20 protein-coding genes are annotated in these 23,652 nt (G+C 73.6%); 12 read left to right on the top strand and 8 right to left on the bottom strand.

Annotation, left to right across the window (positions count from 1 at the left end; translation table 11 throughout):
• Position 1: 1 nt before the first annotated feature.
• The 8 genes from J116_RS24890 to J116_RS24855 form a co-directional block, all read right to left on the bottom strand.
• Complete coding sequence (locus tag J116_RS24890; RefSeq protein WP_023589789.1) at positions 2-1,258, bottom strand: ATP-grasp domain-containing protein; 1,257 nt, start codon at positions 1,256-1,258, stop codon at positions 2-4.
• Between the two features lie 70 nt (positions 1,259-1,328).
• Positions 1,329-2,579, bottom strand: a complete 1,251-nt coding sequence (locus tag J116_RS24885; protein WP_023589788.1) for an ATP-grasp domain-containing protein — start codon at positions 2,577-2,579, stop codon at positions 1,329-1,331.
• A 37-nt stretch (positions 2,580-2,616) separates the two neighbouring features.
• Positions 2,617-4,128, bottom strand: a complete 1,512-nt coding sequence (locus tag J116_RS31310; RefSeq protein WP_023589787.1) for a condensation domain-containing protein — start codon at positions 4,126-4,128, stop codon at positions 2,617-2,619.
• A 4-nt stretch (positions 4,129-4,132) separates the two neighbouring features.
• Positions 4,133-5,401: an ATP-grasp domain-containing protein gene (locus tag J116_RS24875; protein ID WP_139140509.1), complete on the bottom strand. Its 1,269-nt coding sequence runs from the start codon at positions 5,399-5,401 to the stop codon at positions 4,133-4,135.
• 113 nt (positions 5,402-5,514) lie between these two features.
• Positions 5,515-6,774 (bottom strand): MFS transporter, encoded by a 1,260-nt coding sequence (locus tag J116_RS24870; protein WP_023589785.1) that lies wholly within the window; start codon positions 6,772-6,774, stop codon positions 5,515-5,517.
• On the bottom strand, positions 6,771-8,132 hold the full coding sequence (locus J116_RS24865) for a TldD/PmbA family protein (protein WP_023589784.1): 1,362 nt from the start codon (positions 8,130-8,132) through the stop codon (positions 6,771-6,773). Before J116_RS24865 ends, J116_RS24870 begins: the two co-directional genes overlap by 4 nt.
• A complete protein-coding gene (locus tag J116_RS24860) occupies positions 8,129-9,496 on the bottom strand; it encodes a TldD/PmbA family protein (protein WP_023589783.1) in 1,368 nt (455 codons plus the stop codon). The genes J116_RS24865 and J116_RS24860 overlap by 4 nt, the downstream gene beginning before the upstream one ends.
• 48 nt (positions 9,497-9,544) lie before the next feature.
• Positions 9,545-10,519, bottom strand: coding sequence for a TauD/TfdA family dioxygenase (locus J116_RS24855; RefSeq protein WP_023589782.1), 975 nt, complete (start codon positions 10,517-10,519; stop codon positions 9,545-9,547).
• Positions 10,520-10,765: 246 nt separating this feature from the next.
• On the opposite strand from J116_RS24855, the gene J116_RS24850 reads away from it, so the two are divergent.
• The 12 genes from J116_RS24850 (at position 10,766) to J116_RS24795 (ending at position 23,631) form a co-directional block, all read left to right on the top strand.
• Complete coding sequence (locus J116_RS24850; protein WP_037946953.1) at positions 10,766-11,650, top strand: isocitrate lyase/phosphoenolpyruvate mutase family protein; 885 nt, start codon at positions 10,766-10,768, stop codon at positions 11,648-11,650.
• 49 nt (positions 11,651-11,699) lie between these two features.
• The gene (gene sbnA, locus J116_RS24845; RefSeq protein WP_023589780.1) at positions 11,700-12,674 is read left to right on the top strand and encodes a 2,3-diaminopropionate biosynthesis protein SbnA; all 975 of its coding nucleotides are present in this window, start codon (positions 11,700-11,702) and stop codon (positions 12,672-12,674) included.
• The gene (locus tag J116_RS24840; protein WP_023589779.1) at positions 12,667-13,782 is read left to right on the top strand and encodes an ornithine cyclodeaminase; all 1,116 of its coding nucleotides are present in this window, start codon (positions 12,667-12,669) and stop codon (positions 13,780-13,782) included. Before sbnA ends, J116_RS24840 begins: the two co-directional genes overlap by 8 nt.
• Positions 13,779-15,482 (top strand): amino acid adenylation domain-containing protein, encoded by a 1,704-nt coding sequence (locus J116_RS24835; RefSeq protein ID WP_023589778.1) that lies wholly within the window; start codon positions 13,779-13,781, stop codon positions 15,480-15,482. The genes J116_RS24840 and J116_RS24835 overlap by 4 nt, the downstream gene beginning before the upstream one ends.
• Position 15,483: 1 nt before the next feature.
• Positions 15,484-16,647 carry a nucleotidyltransferase domain-containing protein gene (locus J116_RS24830; RefSeq protein WP_023589777.1) on the top strand — a complete coding sequence of 388 codons (1,164 nt, stop codon included), beginning with the start codon at positions 15,484-15,486 and terminating at the stop codon, positions 16,645-16,647.
• Positions 16,644-17,618, top strand: coding sequence for an amino acid kinase family protein (locus tag J116_RS24825; protein ID WP_023589776.1), 975 nt, complete (start codon positions 16,644-16,646; stop codon positions 17,616-17,618). The genes J116_RS24830 and J116_RS24825 overlap by 4 nt, the downstream gene beginning before the upstream one ends.
• Positions 17,615-18,739, top strand: coding sequence for a pyridoxal-phosphate-dependent aminotransferase family protein (locus tag J116_RS24820; RefSeq protein ID WP_023589775.1), 1,125 nt, complete (start codon positions 17,615-17,617; stop codon positions 18,737-18,739). The genes J116_RS24825 and J116_RS24820 overlap by 4 nt, the downstream gene beginning before the upstream one ends.
• Before the next feature lie 52 nt (positions 18,740-18,791).
• Entirely contained in the window at positions 18,792-21,023 is a 2,232-nt protein-coding gene (locus J116_RS24815; protein ID WP_235617379.1) for an FAD/NAD(P)-binding protein, read from the top strand.
• On the top strand, positions 21,020-21,763 hold the full coding sequence (locus J116_RS24810) for a maleylpyruvate isomerase family mycothiol-dependent enzyme (RefSeq protein ID WP_023589773.1): 744 nt from the start codon (positions 21,020-21,022) through the stop codon (positions 21,761-21,763). Before J116_RS24815 ends, J116_RS24810 begins: the two co-directional genes overlap by 4 nt.
• A gap of 445 nt (positions 21,764-22,208) precedes the next feature.
• Positions 22,209-22,781, top strand: a complete 573-nt coding sequence (locus J116_RS24805) for a thiamine pyrophosphate-binding protein (RefSeq protein ID WP_023589772.1) — start codon at positions 22,209-22,211, stop codon at positions 22,779-22,781.
• 2 nt (positions 22,782-22,783) lie between these two features.
• The gene (locus J116_RS24800) at positions 22,784-23,332 is read left to right on the top strand and encodes a thiamine pyrophosphate-dependent enzyme (RefSeq protein ID WP_023589771.1); all 549 of its coding nucleotides are present in this window, start codon (positions 22,784-22,786) and stop codon (positions 23,330-23,332) included.
• A gap of 29 nt (positions 23,333-23,361) precedes the next feature.
• Complete coding sequence (locus tag J116_RS24795) at positions 23,362-23,631, top strand: acyl carrier protein (RefSeq protein ID WP_023589770.1); 270 nt, start codon at positions 23,362-23,364, stop codon at positions 23,629-23,631.
• Positions 23,632-23,652: the final 21 nt, after the last annotated feature.

Genomic DNA, 23,652 nt, shown 5'->3' with positions numbered 1-23,652 from the left:
GTCACCCGGCCGAGTCAGCCGCGGCGGCCGGGGTGGGTGTCGTGCCGACCCGGATCGTCGCGCAGGCCTTCTCGCACAGCGCCACCGCCGCGTCCGCGTCCGGCGCCACGGCGATCACCTGGCCCAGGCGGTCGAAGCTCGACCGCAGCGGCCGGACCAGACCGCCCTCCGCCACCGACAGGTCCACGTCGACCACCCCGTCCATGGCACGGGCCGCCTCCAGCCCCTCGACCGCCGTCACCGTGCCCGGTTCGGCCGCCAGGAACCGGGTGGCCGCCGCCCGCAGCGGGGCCGGCCGCTCCTCCAGGGCCGGCAGCCCGCCGCCCGGCCAGGCCACCGTGTACCGCTCGATGTCGAAGCCGTACGCCTCCTCGACCAGGTCCCTGATCCGGTCGCCGCCCGGCCGGTTGTGCGACTCGATCACCCGGGGGCCGTGCTCCGACAGCCGCACCTCCGTGTGGCTGGGGCCGCTCACCACCCCGACCGCGTCCAGGAAGGCGGTCACGCACGCCACGACGGCCGCCTCGTCGGCCGGGCCGATCCGGGCCGGCACCACGTGCCCCAGCTCCACGAAGTTGTCGTACGTCAGCTTCTCCGTGACCGCGACCACCACATGGCGGCCCGCGAACGTGAACGCCTCGACGCTGAGCTCGGGCCCGGAGACGTACTCCTCCATGAGGAACCGCTCGATCGGGAAGAAGCGGGCGAACTGGTGGTCCGAGCCGCGCAGCCGGGTGATCGTCTCCCACGCCCGGCCGATCTGGTCGGCGGACTCCACCAGCTGGAGCCCCAGGCTGCCGATGCCGTCGACCGGCTTCACGATGAACGGGTAGCCGTGGGCCGCGCCGAACGCCGCCAGGCTCTCCCGGTCGGTGACCTCCTCCGCCGCGACCGAGACCGACGGGGCCGCGACGGCCAGGTGGCGGCGCATGCTCAGCTTGTCCCGCAGCAGACGGGCCACCTCGTGGGAGACCCCGCCCAGGCCCAGCAGGTCGCTGATCCGTCCGGCGGGCTCCACCCCGGCCTCCGTCGTGGTCACCACGCTGGTGAATCCGTAGGCCCGGTGCGCCGCGGCCACCAGGGGCTCGGTCACCGACCAGTCCGTGTAGTCCACGAGCAGCGCCGCGTCCACCAGGGCGGCGTGCTCGGGGGTGAACTGGCTCGGCTGCTGGAGGTAGACGACGCCGAGGCCCTGCTCCTTCGCCTTCCTGACGTTCTCGATCCGGCCGCCGACGATCAGCACGCACTGTTGGGACATGATGCTCCTTCAGATGGGGGTTCGGTGGTGCGGTCCTGCCGACCGGCGGGCGTCACGCACCCGGTCGGCGTCACGCGCCGGTGACGGGTTCCGCGTCCGGGGCGAGCTCCACCACGGCGGCGGCGGTCAGCTCCCGCGCGAGCGCCCGCGTACGGGCCGGGGTGGCGCAGTCCAGGACCGCCCACGCCAGCCGGTCCCCCGAGTTCTCGGCGGGGCGCACCCGCGTGCCCGGTGCCAGTCTGGTGTCGTGGCGGGCCACTTCCGGCCGGGCCGCCCAGGCGGACAGGTCCAGCGCGGCGAGCGTGCCGGTGCCCGGCGAGGAGAGGAAGAGGCTGCCCGCCGACCGCACCGGGGTGTGGCCGTCCGGCACGGACGGCTCCTCGTCCAGGGCGAGGCTCAGGCACGCCCCGAAGGCGTCGAACCCGTGGGCGCGGGCGACGAGTTCCATGATGTGGTCGCCCGGGGTGCGGACCGCCACCTCCATGATCACCGGTTCGTCGTCCAGGGCCGCCCGGAACTCCAGGTGGACGATGCCGGTCGCCATGTTGAGCGCGGCGACGACGCCCCGGCACAGCTGGTCCGCCGCCTTCCGCAGCGCGGGACGGTCGGCGCCGTACCCGGCCTCGTGGAGCAGCTCCACGAAGTGCGGCGGGCCGGTGGTCTCCTTGCGGGTCAGGTTGGTGAACAGCACCCGGCCCCGGTGGACCAGGGCCTCCACGCTGTACTCCTGCCCCTCGACGTACTGCTCGACGAGCAGCGGCCCCTCGGTGTCCCTGCGGGCGACCGCGTCCGACCAGTCGTCCGGGGTGCCGATCCGCTCCACGCCCTGACTGCCCTGGGAGGACACGGGCTTGACCACGACGGGCAGCCGCTCCAGCGCCCAGTCGGTGGCCTCGGAGAGCCTGCGGGTGTGGCGGTGCGCGGGCTGGGGCAGACCGGTGCGGCCGAACTCGGCGCGCTGCAACGCCTTGTTGCGGGAGACGGTCGCGGCGTCCAGTCCGGGGCCCGGCAGCCCGAGGCGGTGCTGGACCATGGCCGTGGCAAGGACGTGCGGCTCGGCGAACCCCCATACGGCGTCCGGCCGCAGCCGGGCCGCCAGCGTCATCGCGGGGGCGGGCCAGCTCTCGTCCCGGTCGGCCGCGGCCTCGTCCACCGGCTCGAAGTCCACCAGGCACGGGAAGCGGTCCTTGAGCGCCGCGTAGCGGGTGGGGGTCTCCACGACGCCCACCCGCAGTCCCAGCGCCCCGGCCGCGTGCAGATACCCCTCGGCCATCACTCCCGCGCCGACCAGGAGGACCGTGCGCTGCTGCTCGTCTGCCATCGTTCGTGCTCCCAAATCCGTCTCGTACGAGGGGGGTTCAGCCCGCCGGAAGGTCCGGCCCCCACGGGTCCGCGTCCGGCAGCGCCGGACGACGCGCGTCCAGGGCGACCGCGCACAGCAGCCGCTCCAGGGCGGCCAGCCACCGCTCGGCCCTCTCCGGGGGGTGGACGGCGGTGTCGGTCTGGAGGACCAGCCGGATGCCGGAGGCGTCCACGTCGGCGGTGAGGTAGTGGCTCGCCCGCCACGGGTCGCCGTCGGTCCATTCGCTCACGGCCCGCGTCGCGGCGGACGCCAGCTCGTCGGCGGTGGCCGGGCGGGCGGGCAGGGCGGTGGCGCGCGGCCGGTAGTTGAGCGCGGGGGTGGGGTCCAGCCGTACGCCGCGCTCCTCCTCCACGGCCCGTAGCAGCGCGGCCAGCCGGTCCGGCGGGCCGCCGCCGGCGCGGAAGGCGCGCAGGGAGGCCGCGGCGGCGCGGGCGACGAGCTCGTCGAAGGTGGCTCCGGCGGTGTCCGCGCAGGCGGGCACGGGCTGGGACAGCGGCAGGACGGCGGCGGCGGTCTCGGGCCGCAGCCGGTTCGCGGAGATCAGGTGCACCGCCCCGTACCGGGTGACGGCCCCGTCCCCGTCCGGCACGGGGACGGTCCTGACGGCGTCGAAGGCGATCAGGGCGGCCGTCAGTACGGCGGCCGCCGACTCCCCGGTGCGTGCCGCGACGGCGCCCACGGCGAGGTCCAGGGCGGGCGAACGGTGGCTGAGGAACCGGTACCTCGGGCCGGGCGGAGGGCTCGCGGCGGGGCGCGGGGCAGGGGGCGCGGCGGGGGGCATGCGGCGGTACGCCTCCTCGGCGTGGCGCAGGGCCCGCCGCGCGGCCCGCTCCCCCGCCGGGGACGCCTCGGCCACCGCCTGTTCGCGCGGGCCGTGCGGGGGCGCGCCGGGGGCGGGCGCGGTCCGGGCCACCGGGTCGGCCTCGGCGATCCGCTCGACCAGGTGCGCGGAGACCGGTACGAGTGCGTACGCGTCCACGGCGACATGGCTGAACGCCAGGGCCAGGTGGCGCGGGTGGCCGTCCTCGGTGACGAGCGCCGCGCGCACCGGCCACTCCTCCGCCAGGTCCAGGGGCGGGGCGGTGAGGGCGTCGAGGACGGCGCGCGCGTGCTGCTCGGCGGCGCCGGGCGTGCCTCCGGCGCGCACCTCGTGGACGGCGAGGTCCAGGGTGCCCGCGCTGTGGGCCCGTTGCCGTACGCCGCCCGCCTCGTCGTGGACCAGGCGGCTGCGCAGCATCTCGTACCGTTCGAGGAGTGCGCGCAGCGCGTCGGCGGCACCGGCTTCGGTGGTCCCGGGGCGCAGCCGGTACAGGCGGGGCACGTTGAGGCCCCGCCCGTGGGCCCGGGCGGCCTCGACCTCGGCCAGGTAGTACCGCTGGCTCCAGGTGAGCGGCGCGTCGTCCGCGTCACCGGCCGCCGCTCCCGCCGTGGCGGGGCGGGCCGCGGCGAAGCGGACGGGCACGGTACGGGCCGGGGGCGCGGGCGGCGCCGGGGTGGGGCGGGGCACGGTCCTACGCCTCCGGGCCGGTCTCGTCCAGGGGCGACCAGGTGAACGTGAGCCGCTCACCGGCCGCGTGGGCGCGGGCCAGGGCCTCGTCGCGGTCGGCGCCCTCGGCGATGATCCAGGCGGCCCGGTCGCGGTTGGAGCCGTTGGCCCGGTAGTCGATGCCCGCCTGGACGCCGGGCCGCATGTGCACCTCGTGGACGCCCTCGACGGCGAGGGCGTCCTCCACGCCGTCGATGGCGTCGAGGTGGCCGCTGGAGCGGAGCATCAGGAAGTGGATGGCGGCGGTGCGGTCGGCGGTGAGGGTCAGGTCGGGGGTGCCGCCGAGGAGCGCCGTCATGTGGAGGCGGCACATGTCCACGCCGCTGGCGATGCGGACGGCCTCGGGGATGCGGTCGCCCGCGATGCGGCCGTTGACCTCGATCACGCGGGCGTCCTTGCCGTCGGCGGTGAGCTTCAGCTCGACGTGGGAGGGGCCCCAGGTGATGCCGACGGCCTTGACGGCGAGTTCGGCCTTCTCGACCAGCAGCCGCTCCTGCTCGCCGGGGAGGGAGGCCGGGAAGACATGGCCCATCTCCAGGAAGAGGGGCGGCTCGCTGCCGATCTTCTCGGTCAGTCCGAGGACCTTGCCGTGCATGATCTCGGCGGAGTACTCGGCGCCGAGCACGCACTCCTCGACGATCACCTTCGGGGTGACCGCGTGGCCGAGGTACTCGCCGAGGCGCATGACCTCGGTGGTGATGGCGGTGACGTCGTCGGCGTTCTCGCAGCGGCGGACGAACAGGCTGCCGGTGAGGTCGAGCGGCTTGACGACGACGGGGTAGCCGATCTCGTCGGCGGCGGCCGCGGCGGCCTGCGGCGAGTCCACCACCCGGAACAGCGGGTTGAGGCCGGGCACGCCCGCCATCGCCTCGCGCATGGCGGACTTGGAGCGGCAGACGGCGGCGGCGGCCGGGTCGGGGCCGGCCAGGCCCAGCCGGGCGGCGACGCGGGCGCCCATGTCGCAGTAGTACTCGTAGACGGAGGTGACGCCCACGACCTCGCCGCGGGTGGCGAGGTCCTCGCAGAAGGCCACGATCGCGTCGGCGGAGTCCACGTCGCAGGCGCGGATCTCGACGCCGAGTTCGGCGTAGTCGTGGAGCAGCGAGGGGTGCAGGTGCTCCGGGTCGGCGGCCAGGATGATCGGCGTGATGCCCTGCTCCAGCAGGAAGCGGGCGCAGTCCTGACCGGCGCCGGTCCACGGGGAGTCGATGAACACTACGTAGCGGGGGGACACGGGTACTCCATTCGTTCGCTCGAAAAGGGCGGGGCGGGCCTGCTCGGCAAGGGCGGGGCGCGGCTGCTCCGGATGGGTGGGGCGCGGTCCGCTCGGGACGGGCGGGGCGCGGCTCAGGTGCGCACGGGTGCGCCGTCCCCCGACGGGGACTCCTCCGGCGCGGGGAGGTCGCGCAGGGGCCGCAGCCGGGAGAAGACCAGCCACAGGACGCCGGCGCTCATGCCCGCGCCGCCGACGAGCAGGGCGCCGCGGACGCCGAGCCACTCGCCGAGGGCACCGCCGGTGAGCGAGCCGAGCGGCAGGATTCCCCAGACGAGGAACCGCACGCTGGCGTTCATCCGGCCCAGCAGCTCGGGCGGGCACAGCGCCTGGCGGATGCTGACCTGCCCGACGTTGTAGACGACGATGCCGAAGCTCATGGCGAACCAGGGCACGGCGAACAGCAGGCACTTCCAGCCGCTGTCGGCGAACGGGATGAGCAGCGCGGTGGGCACGGTCACGAGGTACGAGGTCCACATGGCGCGGACCTGCCCGATCCGGCGGGCGAGGCGTCCGGCGAGGGCGGCGCCGATCACCCCGCCGACGCCGCTGACGGCCATCAGCACGCCGACGGCCGTGCCGGAGAGGCCCATCTCGTCCACGAGCAGCAGCATCACCAGCGGCAGGGAGACGGCGTAGAAGAAGTTGTAGGTGGCGGCGGAGCCGGTGATGGCCCGGAAGACCGGTTCGCGCAGGACGAAGCGCAGGCCCTCGCGGATCTCGGGGCCCATGCGGCGCCGCTCGGTGCGCTCGGGGACCGTCTCGGGGGTGCGGATGCGGGAGAGGAGGAACGCGGAGACGAGGTGGGTGGCGGCCTGGACGGAGACGGTGGCGACGGCTCCGGCGAGCTGGACCAGGCCGCCGCCGAGGGTGGGTCCGGCGAGCCGGGAGACCGCGTTGGTGCTCTCCAGGCGGGCGTTGCCCTCCACGAGGTTGTCCCGGCCGACCACGACGGGGATGTACGACTGGTACGCGATCTCGAAGAAGGCGGTGGCGAGGCCGACCAGGAGCGTCACGGCGAGCAGGGCGGCGAAGGTGACCGCGTCGAGGAGGAACCCCACGACGATCGCCGCCATCAGCAGCGCCCGCAGCACGTCGCTGACGATGAGGATGGGGCGGCGCCGGGAGCGGTCCACCAGGACGCCCGCGGGGAGGCCCACGAGGAGGAAGGCCACCGTCTGCGCGGCCTGGAGCAGCCCCATCTGGAACGGCGTGGCGGCGAGGGTGCCGGCGGCGAGGAGCGGGATGGCGACCCTGGTCATGTTGGTGCCGACCATGCTGACCGTCTGGGCGCCCCAGAACAGCCGGAACGCCTGGTTCTTCAGGAGGCTCACGCGCTCTCCTGGTGTCCGACGGTGAGGTCGCGGGTCCATATGCCGGGGGCGGCGACGAAGGAGCTGTTGCTGCGGTTGACCCGGACGCGGCCGTCGTGTCCGTCGATGGAGCGCAGCAGCGCGAAGGCGTTTCCGGCGAGGGTGATGTTCCCGGCGTTGCGCCGGGTCCCGTCGGGGGCGACGAGCACGGCGTTGGCGCCGATGGAGAAGTCGCCGGTGATGGGGTTGGAGGTGTGGGCGCCGTTGGCCTGGACGACGTGGAGCACGGTGCGGTCCGGGCGGATCTCGGTGCCGAGGCCGGTGGTGTGGGTCAGCACGAAGTAGCCGGGCTGGACGGTGGGCATCTCCCCGTTGGGTCCGCGGTGGGCGGAGCCGGTGGCGGGGGCGCCCGCCTCGGTGGCGGTGCGGCGGGAGGAGAGGAAGCCGCGCAGGACACCGTCCTCGACGAGCACGGTGGGTCCGGTGGGGGTGCCCTCGCCGTCCCAGGGGGCGGGGAGCGGGGAGCCGGGGGCGGTGGGGTCGTCGGTGAGGGTGACGCCGGGCGAGGCGATCCGCTCGCCGACGCGGTCCTTGAGGGGTGAGCGGCCCTCGATGACGGAGTCGAGGAGGAAGGCGGGGGCGATGAGGGTGAGCAGCCGGGAGACGACCCGGCCGTCGACGAGGAGGTCGTCGTGGTCGAGGACGGCCACCGGCCGGGAGGCGAGGACCCGGGCGAGGGCGACGAGTTCCGCCAGTTCGGTGCGCTCGGCGGCGTCGAGGACCTCTTCCGTGGTGCGGCCGAACAGCTGGTGTCCCATGTAGCCGGTGCCGTCGCCGCGGGCGGTGATCCGGGCGAAGAGCTGGGCGACGCCGGTGTCGTACTGGGCGGGGTCCGAGCCCGCGCGGTGGAGCCGTACGCGGGTGCGGTCGGCGCGGGCGCGCAGCTCGACCTCCAGGTCGCCGGTGCCCTCGGCGAGGGCGCGCAGGCGCTCGGCGGCGCCGGTGCCGATCCGGGGCAGGGGGGCCGCCGGAGGGGTGTGGGGCGCGCGGTCCGCGTGGGGGGCGGGGACGGCGTCTCCGGCGGCGAGGACGCGGCCGATGGAGAGGGCGGTGGTGACCAGGGCGGGGTCGGTGGCGCCGGGGACGTTGCGTACGGCGTAGCCCTCGTCTCCGTCGGCCCACACGGTCAGGGCGGTGGCCCCGGAGGAGACCTCGCTGCGGCGCTCGACGGTCCCGGCGCGGCAGACGAGTTCGTCGGTCTCGTGCCAGGCGGTCCAGACCTCGGCGTCGGCGCCGTGGCGGGCGGCCTCGGCGAGGAGGGCGTCGCTCGCGCCGGACTGTGCCTCGGCGCCGGTGAAGGGGTCGCGAAGGGTGCTCATCGGCTGGTGCCTCCCACCAGGAGGGAGCCGACGCGGAGGGTCGGTCCGACGACGCCGACCGTCACCCACTGGCCGAACTTGCCGCACTTCGCGGCGCCGACCGTGCTGTCGTCGGCGATGGCGTCGATGTCCCTGAGCACCTGCGTTCCCGTTCCCGTGATGGTTGTTTCCTCGATGGGGTCGGTGACCCGCCCGTTCTCGATCAGATGTCCGTTGGTCACCCGGAAGGTGAACTCGCCCGTGGACTCGATGACTTCGCCGCCGCCGACGTGCTCGGCGTAGATGCCGTACTCGGTGGAGGCGATGATCTCGTCCACGGTGGAGGTGCCCGCGGCGAGGCAGGTGTTGGTCATCCGCGGCTGGGGCGGCTGGAGGGCCGTGGTGCAGCGGCCGTTGCCGCTGGAGGCGAGGCCGAGCCGGGCAGCGGACTCCTGGTCGGTGAGCCAGCCGGTGAGGACGCCGTTCTCGATCAGGGTGGTGGGGGTGGCGCGCACCCCCTCGTCGTCGTACGCGTACGAGCCGACGGCGCCGGGGACGGTCGGGTCGTCGGTCAGGGTGACGAGCGGGGAGGCGATCGCCTCGCCCATCCGTCCGGCGTAGACCGAGCCGCGCAGCACCTCGTCGCCCTCCAGCGGGTGGCAGCAGGCCTCGTGGAGGAGGACCATGCCGCGTCCGCCCGCGACGACGACGGGCAGCCGTCCCACGGGGGCGGGGCGGGCGGACAGGCCGGTGACGGCGCGGCGGGCGACCTCGGCGCCGGCGGCGCGCATGTCGATGTCCGAGAGGGGGCCGCTGACGCCGGGTGTGTAGAAGCCGGTGGCGACGCGGCCGCCCTTGCGGGCGATGACGCGGACGGTGAGGTAGCTGAGCAGGCGGGTCTCGTCGTGCACGAGGCCCTCGGTGTCTACGAGGCAGAGGTCCTGCTCGGCGAGTTCGAAGTCGATGACGACCTGGGCGACGGCCGGGTCGAAGTCGCGGGCGGCCTGCTCCAGTTCGCGCAGGGCGGTGAGCGCGGTGCCCGGTTCGGTCCAGGCGGGGGGCCGTCCGGGGCCTGAGCCGTCGAGGGCGCGCTTCGCGGCCGGGGCGCCGCCGGTGGCGGTGCCGCCGGTGGCGACGCGGGCCACGGTCGGGTCGAACCCGGAGACCGACCGGTGCAGGAACGTGTCGCGTGTGACGTACCTGGCCGCGGTGGCCTGCCCCCACTGCACGCTGATGTCGCTGACCCGGCCCTCGGCGAGCCGGCCGCTGGTGCGGTGCCAGGACTGCGCCTGGCCGGACGCGGCGAGCTGGTCCTTCGGGCGGCTGCGCCGCAGTTCGTCGGCCAGGGCGTGGCCGACCGCCCGGAGGGTCTCACGCGGGTGCATCGATGGTCTCCTTGACATGTCGGGACGTTCGGGCGGCGCCGGCGGGGCCTACGGGGTCTTGGTGGACCACATCCGGAACATGTAGCGGTTGACGTCCTCGGTCCTGTCCCGGCTCATGTCGATCTCGCGGGGCGGGTAGCGGTCGTAGAACGCCGTGCGGGTGTGGAGGAAGCGGTCGTCGGCGGAGACCAGGGTCTGGCCGCGCTCCAGGCGGACCCGGTACTGCACGGAGGACTGGTCGAGCACGGCGTCGAAGAAGTCGAGCGCGGCGCGCTGTTCCTCGGTGATGGGCTCGCCGACCTTGTCGTGGGCGACCTCGATGTACGTGCGGAAGTAGCGGACCAGGGGCTCGCCGTCGGCGGTGTAGCGGATGATCGGCGAGCGGAAGAAGCCGGTCTCCCGGGAGAGCGCCATGCCGCGCTTCTCGAACCAGAAGTCCTGGGTGAGGACGGCGAGGACCTCCGGGTGGCGCTCCAGCACCTCGTGGACGGGCTTGGCGTCCACGAGGATGCTCTCGCCGCCGATGTACGCGGACTGGCCGCAGGACAGCAGCAGGTAGTCGATGGGGTCCACGTCGTTGACGGCGTCGTTGTGCATGTACGAGCCCTGCTTGGTCTGGTGGTAGCGGGCGCCGTCCTCGATGGTCTTGCGGATGCCGCGGTCGTACACCTCGATGAGCCGCCAGCCGTCGGTGTTCTGGACCATGGGGCGGCCGAGCGCGGTGCCGAGGACCCAGGCGTACAGCGCCTGGCCGCGCAGGCTGTCCACGCCGGCGATCCGGTCGTACACGATGAAGTGCGCGGTGTCGTCGATGACATGACGGCTCGCGTCCACCTCCGCCGCGAAGAGCGGCACCGCGCCGGGATCGACGTCGATCGCGTCCACCCTGCCCGTGGGGAAGCGCCGGCCGAGCTCGGCGACGTAGGAGGCGACCTCCCGCTGGGCCTGCTCGGAGAAAGTGTGGAACGTGTCGGCCGGGACCTCCAGGGTGCGGGGGTGCGTCGGCGCGAGCGTGGTGCTCATTCTCTGCGGTTCCTCTCTGGGATTCCCGATGACCCGCGGCGGGCTCGGGAAGCATTGCACCACGTAGGCAAGTTATTGACAAGACTATTGACAGATACAGGCGGTGGCCCTACGTTCACTCCCGTGCCGACTGGCGATGGACCTCAACAGCCAGCAACGACACCAGGAACAATCAAGGCAACTACTTGCCTAGCAATTGCTCAATAGCAATGCCTACAACGGCGTAGAGCGATTCGATCCCCCACGGTGAACGATTCAGGAGTCTCAGGCGTGCAGCGGTCCATTTATCCTTCATTTCGCTCAGTTCTGGCCGACAACGAAATTGTTCGTGTGGCGGGCGCCAACCACGCCCTCGGCGGACTGCTCGCGGAGGAGGCCGGGTTCGAGGCCGTCTGGTCGTCCAGCCTCGAGGTCTCCGCGTCGCGCGGTCTGCCCGACGCGAGCATCCTGAGCATGACCGAGTACCTCGAGGCGGCGGCCAACATCCAGAAGGCGCTGCACATCCCGGTCGTCGCCGACTGCGACACCGGATACGGCGGCAACCTCAACGTGGCGCACATGGTCCACGAGTTCGAGGCCGCCGGGATCACCGCCATCTGCGTCGAGGACAAGCTGTTCCCGAAGATGAACAGCTTCGTCGCGGGCGGCCAGACCCTCCTGGGCACCAAGGAGTTCGCCGACAAGATCGGCATCGCCAAGGCGGCCCAGGCCACGCGCGAGATGTTCGTCATCGCCCGCACCGAGGCCCTGATCAGCGGCCTCGACGTGGACGCGGCCCTCGAACGCTGCCGCGCCTACGCCGACGCGGGCGCGGACGCGGTCCTGGTCCACTCCAAGGTGAAGACCCGCGACCAGGTCGTCCGCTTCCTCGACGGCTGGGACTTCCGGTGCCCGGTGGTCATCGTGCCGACGACCTATCCGGACTGGCACATCGACGACATCAAGCAGGCCGGCGTCTCCGTCGTCATCTACGCCAACCAGGGGCTGCGCGCCACCGTCAGCGCGCTGCGCGAGACCTACCGCTCCGTCTACGAGACCGGCGACTCCACGGCGGTCGAGAACTCCATCGCCTCCGTCCAGGACATCTTCGCCCTTCAGCGCCTGGAGGCCTGGCAGAAGCTCGACGTCTGAGCGCCGGGACGGACCGTAGGGGGCGGGACGAAAGAAGCGGACACGACTCTTGGCCATCATCTCCACAGCGGACGAGCTGTTCGACAGCGACGTCTACGTCGATCTCGGACACACCCTCCGCATCCCGTTGCACCTCAAGTGCGAGGGCTTCAACTTCGCCGGTTCGGTGAAGCTCAGGGCCGCCGCCTCCATGATCTCGTCGGCCGTCCGGCTCGGCCTGATCGACGACCACTCCACCCTCGTCGAATCGTCCTCCGGCAACCTCGGAGTGGCGCTGAGCGTGGTGGCGGCCGCCCGCTCCCTGCGGTTCGTCTGCGTCACCGACCCCAAGTGCAACCCCGCCACCGTCAAGCTCATGCGGGCCCTCGGCAGCGAGGTGGTCGTCGCCGACCGGCCGGACGCCGACGGCAGCTATCTGACCGCGCGCAAGACCCTCGTCCGCGACCTGTGCGCCCGCAACCCCGGCTACGTCTGGCTCAACCAGTACGAGAACCCCGCCAACTGGCTGGCCCACTACGAGAACACCGCGCCCCTGATCGCCAAGCATTTCCCGGACCTCGACGTGCTGTTCATCGGCGCGGGCACCGGCGGCACCCTCAACGGCTGCGCCAACTGGTTCCGGGACAACCGCCCCGGTGTGCGGATCGTCGCGGTGGACACCGTGGGCTCGGTCAACTTCCGGATGCCCGCGGGCCCCCGGCACCTGCCGGGGCTCGGCGCGAGCGAGCCGATGCCGCTGGTCGAGGCCTCCGAGGTGGACCACATCGTCCGGGTCCACGAGCGCGACACCGTACGGATGTGCCGCCGCCTCGCCCGGCACGGGTTCCTCCTCGGCGGGTCCACCGGAACCGTCGTCAGCGGCGCGGCCCGCTGGCTCCAGCAGCACGACCCCGGCGCCACCCTCACCTCGGTGGCCATCTCGGCCGACATGGGCGACCGCTACATCGAAACGGTTTACGACGACGCCTGGGTGCGGAGCACCTACGGCGACCTCGACAAGGAACAGGAAGAGAGCAATGGCTGAGCAGCAGGCCGGGCCCCCGGAGTTCTCCGTCGTGCCCGGCGCGGCGGTGCACCGCAGCCTCGAAGGCCGCCGGGCCGAGATCATCGATCTGGTGGAGGACGCCTACCGCCGCCACGGTGAGGGCGGCACCGTCAACCCGCCCTCGTACTTCCTGCGCTTCCCCGACCGGCCCAGCGCCCGGATCATCGCCCTCCCCGCCTCGATCGGCGGCAAGCCCGACGCTGCCGGTGCGGACGGCGCCGACGGTGCGGAGCACGTGGCCGGGGCGGACGGCGCGGCCGGGGTGGACGGCATCAAGTGGATCTCCAGCTTCCCCACCAACCTGGCGCGGGGCATCCCGCGCGCCTCCGCCGTCCTGCTGCTCAACGACCCGGCCACCGGCTACCCGTACGCCTGCCTGGAGGCGTCCATCATCAGCGCGGTGCGCACCGCCGCTTCCGCCGCCTCGGCGGCCCGGCGGATCTCCGCCCAGCGCGGCGGCACGCCCCGCCGCGTCGGCTTCTTCGGTACGGGCCTGATCGCCCGGTTCATCCAGGACTACCTCGCCGAACTCGCCTGGGACGTGGAGGAGTACCACGTCTTCGACCTGAGCGCCGCGTACGCGTCCTCCTTCGCCGCGCAGGTCCTGGAGCCCACCGGGCGCCCGGTCCGCGTCCACACCGAGGCCGAGGACCTGGTGCGCTCCTGCGACCTGGTCGTCTTCGCCACCACGGCGGCCACCCCGCACGTCACCGACCCGGGCTGGTTCTCGCACAACCCGCTGGTCCTGCACGTCTCCCTGCGCGACCTGGGCACCGACGTGATCCTGGACAGCGTCAACATCGTGGACGACGTCGAGCACGTCCTGAAGGCCGACACGTCCGTGCACCTGGCGGAACAGCGCACCGGCGGCCGCGACTTCCTGCACGGCACGCTGTACGACGTGCTCACGGGCCGCTTCACCGCGCCCGCCGACCGCCCCGTGGTGTTCTCCCCCTTCGGGCTCGGTGTCCTGGACCTCGCCGTCGGCGCCCATGTCCACCGCACGGCCACCGCCGCCGGGGACGCCGTCGCCATCGGCGGCTTCTTCCACGAGCTGGACCGCCACCAGAGCGCGGGGGCGTCATGACCGCCGCCACCGCCCCCGGCGCCCCGGACCTCGCCCCGCTGCCGCTCTCGGACGGCGCCGCGGCCCGCGCGACCGCGCTCTCCCTCGGCCGGCACGCGGATTCCGACACCGCCCTCGGTGTCCTCGGCCACGTCGCCCGCTTCGCCGCCGCCACCCCGGACGCGCCCGCCGTCATCGACGGCGACACCACGCTCACCTACCCGCGGCTGCTGACCCGCGCCGCGCGCTTCCGCGCCGTGCTCACCGCCGCGGGCTGCGGCGCCGGGAGCGTCGTCGCCGCCGTCGGCGACCGGTCGGCGGACACGGTCGCCGCCTTCCTGGCCATCGAGGGGCTCGGCGCGGTCTATCTGCCCGTCGCCGCCGACTGGCCGGAGCAGCGGGTCACCGACGTCCTCGAACGGAGCGCTGCCGGGTTCCTGCTCGACTACTCCGGCGACCCGGGAGGCGGCGGCCCCCGGGGCGAGACAGCGGTCAAGACGGCCGCGGGGCTCGGCACCACCGTCGTCGCCGCACCCGGCCCGGACGCGTCCGGCCAGGAGGACGCCCCCGTCGCCCCGTACACGCCGGACGGGCGCGACCAGTCCCTGGAGCCCCGGTACTGCATCTTCACCTCGGGCACGACCGGCCGTCCCAAGGGCGCGGCCGTCGAGCACCGGGGCATGGTCAACCACCTGTGGGCCAAGGTCGCCGACCTGGAGCTGACCGCCGAGGACCGGCTGGCGTTCACCGCGCCCCTGGTGTTCGACATCTCCGTCTGGCAGATGCTCGCCCCGCTCCTCGTCGGCGGCGCGGTCGTGGTCGTCCGGCAGCAGGACCTCGACTTCCCGCGCCGGGTGCGCACCGCCCTGGAGCGCACCGGCGTCACCGTCGTCGAGCTCGTCCCGACCGTGGTCGGCTGGCTCGTCGGCGAGGCCGAGCGGCGCGGCGCGGTCCTCCCCGACCTGCGCTGGCTGATCTCCACCGGCGAGGAGCTGCGCCCGGAGCTGGCCGCCCGCGCCCTGGCGGCCCTCCCCCACGTACGGCTGCTGAACGCGTACGGGCCCACCGAGTGCTCCGACGACGTCACCCACCACGAGGTGACGGCCGCCGACACGTCCCGGTCCCGGCTGCCCGTCGGCGGGCCCGTGGCGGGCGCGCGGCTCTACCTGCTCGTTCACGAGGAGGAGCAGGGCCTGTGGCGGGCAGCGGAGCCCGGGGAGGCCGGGGAGCTGTTCGTCGGCGGGATCGTCGTCGGGCTCGGCTACGTCAACGACCCGGCCAACAACGCCCGCGCGTTCTTCACCGACCCGCTCGACCCCGCGTCACCCACCGGCCGGTTGTACCGCACCGGCGACGTCGCCCGGTTCGAGGACGGCGTCGTGCTGTACCTCGGCCGGGTGGACCGCCAGGTCAAGGTCGCGGGGGTCCGCATGGAGCTGGACGAGATCGAGGCCGTACTGCTGCGCCACCCGGCGGTGGACCGCGCGGCCGTCACCGTGCCCGTCATCGACGGCCATCCGGTGCTCGCCGCCCACTACACGGTCCGCGAGCCCGTGACCCAGGAGGAGCTGCGCGCCCACCTGGCCGCCGCGCTCCCCGAGGCGATGGTGCCGCGCCGGCTCTTCGAGCTGGACGCGCTCCCCCTGACTCCCAACGGCAAGACCGACCACCGTGCGCTGCGGCAGCTGACGCAGGACGGCACGTCCCCAGCAGAGGTGTGACATGGCTACCCAGACCCCTTCCCGCGACCGTGAACTGACCGCCGAGGACCTGCCCGCCCACTCCCGGCTGCTGCTGAGGATGGGCCGGCTGCGCCTCGACGCCGCCGACGTCGCCGCCGTCCGCGCGCTCGCGATCCGCCCCGGCCTCGACTGGGGCGCCTTCCTTGAGGCCGCAGCCCGGCACAAGATGCTGCCGCTGATCGGCCGGCACGTGGACCGCCACCGCCTGGACCGCAAGGACGGCGACCTGCCCGGCTTCCCCTATCCGTGGGTGTTCACCGGCGCGTACCTCGCCAACCGGTCACGCAACCAGGGCCTGTCCGACGAGTTCGGCCGCGTCTTCGCGGAGCTGTCCGCCGCGGGGCTGCGGTTCGCCGTCCGCAAGGGCTTCTCCCTCGGCGAGGGCGAGTACCGCGACCCGGCGCTGCGCCGCATCGCCGACCTCGATGTGCTGCTGGCCCGCGAGGACGCGCCCGCCGCCCACGAGGTCCTGGTCCGCCTCGGCTACATCCAGGGGAAGGTCGCCGAGGACGGCGACCGGATCGAGCCGTACAGCCGCCAGACGCAGGCGTTCTGGAAGATGAACCTCAGCAACCAGCTGCCGTACCGCAAGCCCGGCGGCCGTCCCGACATCACCGACTTCAACGTGGACATCTGCCACGACATCTTCCAGAAGAAGTCCGGGATCAGCGCGAGCGCCGCCGAGCTGCTCGACCGGGCGGTGCCCACCGTGCTGTGCGGCGCGCCCGCCTTCGAGCCCGCGCCCGACGACCGGCTCCTCGACCTGTGCTCGCACCTCCACAAGGAGGCCACGAGCCTGCACTTCATCGAGGACCACCAGGACCTCCAGCTCAGCAAGTTCCTCGACCTCGCCCTGGTCGCCGGGGCCTGCGACGACGACGCCTGGCAGCGGTTCCTCAAGCGGGTCTCGTCGGTCGGCGCCGAGCAGATCGTCTACTACGCCCTGCACTTCACCGCGGTGCTGTACCCGGAGGCCGTCCCGGCGCACGTGCTGGACACCCTGCGCCCCGAGGACACGGAGTACCTGGAGATGTACGGCTCCCTGGACGGGCAGACCGCGCGCTGGGAACAGCCGTTCCTCCAGCGGCTGTTCGACACCGCCCGGCACACCGCCGGGACCGTCTCCAACGTCCCGCTCCAGTGACCGCCGACGTGTCCGCGGCGCCCCGCACCGCACCGGGCGCCGCGCCCGCGACGGCGGCGGCCGGGGAGCCGGGGCTGCTCGTCCTCAAGGTCGGCGGCAGCCTCCTCTCCGACAAGCGGCACAGCGGGGAGACCGACCACGCGACCATCGACGCCTACGCGTCCCAGGTCGCCGAGCTGGTCACCGCGCACCCCGGCCGGATCGTCCTGGTCACCGGGGGCGGCGCGCTGTGCCACCCGGTCGGCCTGCGGATCAAGGCCGCCAAGGACGACCCGTACGCGGCAGTCGCCCTCACCGAACCGGCCTTCCGCATGCGCTGGGCGTGGACCACCGCGCTGCGCGCCCACGGGGTGCGGGCCGTGCCGCTCCAGACCACGTCGATGCTGAACGAGCTGGCCGACGGCACCACCGTCACCGAGACCGGTGTGGTGTCCCGGCTCCTCGCCGAGGGCGCGCTGCCGGTGCTGTCCAGCGACTGCGTGGTCACCGCCACCGGCACCCTGCGCATCCTCAGCAGCGACGACGTCCCCGGTGTGGTGCTGGACGCCGCCGTGGCGCCGGGGCCCGTCCGGGTCGTGGCCCTCACCGACGTGGCCGGCATCCACCTCGCCCGGGACCCGGACAGCCCCGTGCTGCCGCACCTCGACCCCGACGACCTCGGGGCCGTACGGCGGCTGTTCTGGGACGACGCGTGGGACGCCACCGGGGCCATGGAGGGCAAGGTCGAGGCGCTCGCCGCGCACGCCCGCCGCGGCGCCGAGTGCGTCATCACCCGCGGCGACCACCGGCCGGGCGGGCTGCGCCACCTGTTCGCCCCGCTCGACGCCTGGCCCGGCGACGTCCCCCGCACGCTGATCAGCCGCCGTACCCCCGCCGGGCCCGCAGCCGTCACCGCGGGCCCGACGGACCCGGCCGCCACCCCCGCCACCGTCACCACCGCCGCCCAACCGCCCCAGGAGGACCCGACATGACCGGCACGCCCGGACGGCCCGACCGCGTCGTCCTGCTGAACCCGGGGCCCGTCAATGTGCACGACCTGGTCCGCGCCGCCCTCACGGGCCCCGACGAGTGCCACCGGGAACCCGAGACGCAGGCGCTCCTGGGCACCGTCGGCGGCAAGATCACCCGAGTGTGCGGGGCGGACCCGGACAGCCACGCCGCCGTCCTGCTCACCGGCTCCGGCACGGCCGCCCTGGAGGCCGTCGTCAGCTCCGTCGTCCCCGCCGACGGGCGGCTGCTGGTCCTGGACAACGGCCACTACGGGGAGCGGCTGCTGCGCATCACGGACGTCCACGGCATCGCCTGCGTGCGGCTGGAGTTCGGCTGGGCCGCCCCCCTGGACCTCGAAGCGGTCGAGCAGGCCATCGCCGCCGACGCGGGCATCACCCATGTCGCGGTCGTCCACCACGAGACCAGCACGGGCATGCTCAACCCGGTGCGCGAGCTGGGCGCGCTCGTCGCCCGCCACGGCCGCTCCCTGATCGTGGACGCGATCAGCAGCCTCGGCGCCGAGGACCTGGACGTCGTCCGCGACCGGATCGACTGGTGCGTCGGCACGGCCAACAAGTGCCTGGAGGGCATGCCCGGCATCAGTTTCGTGTGCGCCCCCCGTGAGCGCTTCGAGGCGCTCGCGGACGTGCCCGCCCGCACCTTCTACCTCGACCTGTCGGCGAACTACCGCGCACAGGTACTCAAGGGCAGCCCGCAGTTCACACCCGCCGTGCAGATCCTGCGCGCCCTCGACACGGCCCTCGACCTCACCCTCGCCGAGGGCGTCGCGGCCCGCACCGCACGCTACGGCGCACGCGCCGCCGAGATCCGCGCCGGCCTGGAGGAGCGCGGCATCGAACTGCTCCTGCCGCCGGAGCAGCGGGCCCACTCGATCACCAACGCGCACCTGTCCAACGGCATGTCGTACGACGAACTGCACGACGGCCTCAAGGAGCACGGCTACGTGATCTACGCGACCCAGGAGAAGTCCGCCGGGGTGTTCCGCCTCGCCAACATGGGCCGGCTGACCGGTGACGACATCGCCGGTTTCTTCCGCGCGTTCGACGAGGTCGTCGCCCGGTACGCGCCCTCGCATTCCTGACCCCAGCCGAGACAAGAGATGGAGCGGTGAGCCGGTGACAACCGACAACCCCGTGAACGCTGCGCCGATTCACCTGGCGATCGTGGGCGGCGGCCCGACCTGTACCTACGTACTGGAGCGCCTCGCCGCCCTGGTGCGCGACCGGCGCGACCCGGTCGCCCTCAGGATCACGGTCTACGACCTGTCGGGCGAGTTCGGGCCCGGCCAGGTCCACAGCCCGGACCAGACGAGGACCAGCTACCTCAACCGGATCGTCGGCCAGGTCGCGTTCGCCGCCGACGAGAGCGTCATCGACGCGGGCCCGCTGCTGTCCGCGGCCGAGCGGCCCACGCTGCTCGAATGGTGCCGCAGGAAGTTCGAGGAGACCGGCGACCCGCTGTACGACGTGGTCGCCGAGGACTGGCCGAAGCGGTTCGTGCACGGCGAGGCCCTGCGCGACCAGTTCGCCGGGTACGTCGAGATCCTGCGCGCAGCCGAGGGCGTCGAGGTGACCCTGCGCCAGGCGGAGGTCGTGGACCTGGAGGAGCGCGGCGAGCGGTTCGCCGTCATCACCGCCGACGGCGCCGAGCCGTACGAGGCCGACTACGTGCTCATGCTGACCGGCCACTCGTCCAACCGGCCCGAGCTCGACCCGCGCCAGGCCCACCTGGCCCGGTTCGCCGCCGAGCACCCGGCGCACCTCATCCCGTCCGCGTACCCGCTGGAGCGGTCGCTGGACCCGGCGCACACGGGCCCCGGCAAGACGGTCGCCTGCCTCGGCATGGGCCTCACCGGCATCGACGTGCTGCTCTACCTGACGGAGGGGCGCGGCGGCACCTTCGAGCGCGGCGCGGACGGCGAGCTCGTCTACCGCCGGTGCGGCGCCGAGCCGGACTCCATCGTGGCGTTCAGCCGCTCGGGCCTCTTCACCTTCGCCCGGCCGTACAACGAGAAGGAACGCGACATCGCGACCCTGGAGTACAAGGGTCCCTTCCTCACCACGGCGGCCCTGGCGGAGCTGCGGCGGACCGTGGGCGTGCCGAACGTCATCGGCGGCGTCCCCAAGCGGCAGCTCGACTTCGAGCGGCACGTCTTCCCGCTGATCGTGCTGGAGATGGCGCTGATCCAGTACGGCGTACTGTTCGGGCCGGAGTTCCGCGAGGCCGCCATCCGGGCGGCGCAGCCCGCGTACGAGAAGTTCCTGGCCGACGCCGACGCGTTCGCCGACCACCACGAGGCGGGCGACTTCCTCGTCGCCCCGGTGGAGGACCTGGCGCGCTCCACCGCCGACCGGGTGGACTCCGTCCTGGCGGGCCGCGGCGCTCTCGGGGCGCCCGGCGACGCGCTGCCGCCGCTGGACGGGGCCGTACGCGCGTTCCTGACGGTCGTGTACGGCGCGGAGCGGGCCGGGGCGCTGCTCGCCGAGGCCGGTGACCCGGTGGCGTTCGCCGCGGCCGTCGCCGCTTCGGAGTCGCCGTGGCGCCACGACACACGGGCGGCCGACCACCGGTTCTCGTGGGAGCGGACCATCAACCCGGTGCCGCGCAGCGGCTACGCGAGCCCGGAGGAGTACGTCGAGACGTTCCTCGACTTCCTCGACCGGGACATCCGCTGGGCCGCCCAGGGCAATCTGAGCAATCCGGCGAAGGCGGCCGCCGACGCCGCCTGGCGCGATCTGCGCGGTGTCGTCATCGACGCCGTCGACTTCGGCGGGCTGCTGGCCTCCTCGCACCGCACCTTCCTGAGCGTCTACACGCCGCACCACAACCGGCTGTGCCAGGGCGCGTCGGTGGAGGCGATGGAGAAGGTGACCGCGCTCATCAAGAGCGGCATCGTGGACATCTCCGTCGGACCCGGCGCCGGTGTGGAGTGCGACGAGGAGCGCGGCCTGTTCCGTATCAACGGCCCGGTCACCGGAGCCGTGCGGCACGCGGACGCCCTCGTGGACGCGCGGGTCCACGGCTTCGACGCCGAGCGCGACGTGATGCCGGTCTACCCGAACCTGCTGCGCCGCGGCATCGTACGCAAGTGGGCCAACCCCGGTGTCGGAGAACCGGACTTCGTGCCCGGCGGACTCGACCTGACCCCCGAATTCCACCCGGTCCGCGCGGATGGCAGTGTCGATTCCCGCATCACCTTCCTGGGCCCGCCCAGCGAGGGAGTGATGTACCACCAGATCGGCGCGCTCAGGCCGAACAAGGACCACCACGTCATCCGGGACATCCTGTGCTGGATTCACGCCTTCATGCCGCAGGAGTCCCCGGCCGGGGCAGCGACGCAGGAACTCGAAAGGAACCACTCATGACCACCTCCATCGACTACACGGCCCGCGAGTACGGCGGTGTCGACGTGCCCGGGCGGCTGAAGGAGATCCGCGCCGCGCACGACCGGCTGCGCGCCGCCGCGGCGGAGGTCACGGAGGAGGGCGCCCGCGAGGCGATCCACCTTCCGGGCTGGACGCGCGGCCACGTCCTGATCCATCTCGCCGACCTCTCCAAGGCGTTCGCCCGCCAGGCCCGTTACGCGGTCGAGGGCAGGACCGTCGAGGTGTACGACGGCGGGCGGCCCACCCGCGACCGGCGCATCGAGGAGCTGCACGGCGAGCCGGTCGAGTGGCTGCGCGAGCAGCTCGCCGAGGGCCTGACCGCCCTTGAGGAGGCGTGGGACGCCCTCGGCCCCGACGGCTGGGAGCTGCCCTGCGCGTACCGCAACTCGCCGCTGTTCGCGACGCAGCTCGCGTGGTGGCGCGAGACGGAGCTGCACAACGTGGACCTGACCGTGGGCTACGGCTCCGAGGAGTGGAGCACCGCGCTCTCCTCGCACGTCGTCTCCTTCCTCACGGCCCGCCTGCCGCAGGGCGTCGTGCTGAAGGCCGAGGACACCGGCGAGGAGTGGTCCACGGCGGCCGAGGGCTCGGCCCCGGTCGTGGTCGGCGGCTCGCTGCGCTCGCTGGCCGCCTGGATCTCCGGCCGGCCGCACCCGGTCCTGCCCGTCGCCGACGGCGACCCGGCCGCCGCGCTGCCCGAGCTGAACGCCTGGCCGTAACCGCCCCACCCGGGCGGGCCCGCCTCCCGCGGGCCCGCCTTCGGCCCGGCGTCGCTCCCGTCCGGTTCCCGGCCCTGTTCGGCGTGCGGCACCGGCTCGGCTGTCCGGCTGTGCGCCGCTGTCCGGCGGTCCGGCGCCTCCCCGTGGCTCCGTACCGCCCCGCGCCCCGTCCGGAGGTCCGGCCCCGGTCCCGCCCCCGTCCGGCCCTCGCCCGCCGACCGTGCCCGTGCGCGCGTACGGCCGCCTTCGCCCGCCGGTCCCGCCCGTTCCTCCGCCCTGCCCCGCTCCCGCCGGTGACGACCCGTGCTGCCCCTGTCCGGCCTGCGAGCCGTCCGGTCCTCGCACTCCCGTCCCGCCTGCGCCCCCGACCGACCCGCACCAAGCCCGGCCGGTGCCGTGTCCGGCCAGGTGCCCTCCTTACTCCCGACAAGAGAGTCCTCCTCCCATGACAGACGCCCAGACCCTGACCGCCGCCCCACCCTCCGACGCCGCACCGTCCTCCTCCGCCGCCCCGGGCCGCGGGACCGCGGCGGAGACCCTCGTCCAGGCCTTCGTGGACCACGGGTTCACCCACTTCACCGGTGTCCCGTGCTCGCTCCTCAAGGGCGTCTTCCGGGTCCTGGAGTCGGGCACGGGGCCGGCCGAGCAGGTCGCCTACCTGCCCGCGCCGCGCGAGGACTCGGCGCTCGGCGTCGCCTCCGGGCTGTCCGCGGCCGGCGCCCGCCCCGTCGTCCTCATGCAGAACTCGGGCCTGGGCTACTGCCTGAACGTGCTCACCTCGCTCAACCTCATCTACGACCTGCACGTCCCGCTGATCGTCAGCTGGCGCGGCCACGACGGCAACGACGCCGTCGAGCACGACATCATCGGCCGCGAACTGCTCAACCTGCTGGACGTGTTCGACCTGCGCCACACCGTCTTCGACCCGGACGAGCCGTGCGCCTCCGTCGAGCGCTGTCTGGCGGCCGCCGAGGACGGACGTCACACCCCCGTCCTCATCGTGAAGGAAGGCATCTGACCGTGTTCGGCATCCAGGACGCGATCCGCGCGATCACCGAGAAGTTCCCGACGTCCCTGTACGTGTCCACCTGCGGGTTCATCACCCGCGACCTCTACAACACCGCCGACCGGCCGGAGAACTTCTACCTGGTCGGGTCCATGGGCATGGCCGCCCCCGTCGGCCTCGGCGTCGCGCTGGCCCGGCCGGGCCGCCAGGTCGTCGTCCTCGACGGCGACGGCTCCTTCGCGATGAACCCCGGCGCCCTGCCGATGATCGCCGAGCACGGCCCCGATCTGGTGCACGTCGTCCTCGACAACGGCGTCCACGAGAGCACCGGCGGCCAGCGCCCCGTGCGCGTCGCCGACCCGGTTGGGCTCGCGCTCGCCGCCGGGTACTCCGCCGCGTACACCGTCGCCTCGGCGCAGGAGCTGGCCGCCGTGCGTCCCGAGCCGGGCGTCCCCTCGCTGCTGCACATCCGCTGCGCCCCGCGCGGCGCGCACGCGGGCAAGCGCGTGGAGTGGACCCCGCAGCAGCTGGTCGAGCGGTTCCGCGCCGCCGCGGCCGCCTGACACCCTCACGGATAGGAGCAACGCACACCATGGAAGACACCGCCGCGACCGCGTCCGCCCCGGCGGAGCGGGTCCGGAAGGTCCTGTTCTCCGTCCTGGGCACCTCCGTGGACGCCTCCCGCGTCGGCCCGGACACGGACCTGTGGGACGCGGGCATGGACTCGCTGCTCAGCGTGAGCCTGCTGGTCGCCCTGGAGGACGAGTTCGACGTCGAGTTCCCCGACGAGCTGCTCACCCGTGAGACGTTCTCCTCGGTGGACCGGATCACCGCAGCCGTCGGCACCCTGGTGGAGCGGTGAGCGGCACCCCGGCCGGCACAG

Source organism: Streptomyces thermolilacinus SPC6 (genome assembly GCF_000478605.2).
GTDB classification, from domain to species: Bacteria; Actinomycetota; Actinomycetes; order Streptomycetales; family Streptomycetaceae; genus Streptomyces; species Streptomyces thermolilacinus.
Note: the sequence above shows the minus strand (reverse complement) of the source record. Positions and strands in the feature narration are given on the sequence as shown.

Coding starts and splice junctions, on each gene's coding strand:
- J116_RS24890 (WP_023589789.1), bottom strand. CDS start 1,258: ATGTCCCAACAGTGCGTGCTGATCGTCGGCGGCCGGATCGAGAACGTC.
- J116_RS24885 (WP_023589788.1), bottom strand. CDS start 2,579: ATGGCAGACGAGCAGCAGCGCACGGTCCTCCTGGTCGGCGCGGGAGTG.
- J116_RS24865 (WP_023589784.1), bottom strand. CDS start 8,132: ATGAGCACCCTTCGCGACCCCTTCACCGGCGCCGAGGCACAGTCCGGC.
- J116_RS24860 (WP_023589783.1), bottom strand. CDS start 9,496: ATGCACCCGCGTGAGACCCTCCGGGCGGTCGGCCACGCCCTGGCCGAC.
- J116_RS24855 (WP_023589782.1), bottom strand. CDS start 10,519: ATGAGCACCACGCTCGCGCCGACGCACCCCCGCACCCTGGAGGTCCCG.
- J116_RS24840 (WP_023589779.1), top strand. CDS start 12,667: ATGGCTGAGCAGCAGGCCGGGCCCCCGGAGTTCTCCGTCGTGCCCGGC.
- J116_RS24835 (WP_023589778.1), top strand. CDS start 13,779: ATGACCGCCGCCACCGCCCCCGGCGCCCCGGACCTCGCCCCGCTGCCG.
- J116_RS24830 (WP_023589777.1), top strand. CDS start 15,484: ATGGCTACCCAGACCCCTTCCCGCGACCGTGAACTGACCGCCGAGGAC.
- J116_RS24820 (WP_023589775.1), top strand. CDS start 17,615: ATGACCGGCACGCCCGGACGGCCCGACCGCGTCGTCCTGCTGAACCCG.
- J116_RS24810 (WP_023589773.1), top strand. CDS start 21,020: ATGACCACCTCCATCGACTACACGGCCCGCGAGTACGGCGGTGTCGAC.
- J116_RS24805 (WP_023589772.1), top strand. CDS start 22,209: ATGACAGACGCCCAGACCCTGACCGCCGCCCCACCCTCCGACGCCGCA.
- J116_RS24795 (WP_023589770.1), top strand. CDS start 23,362: ATGGAAGACACCGCCGCGACCGCGTCCGCCCCGGCGGAGCGGGTCCGG.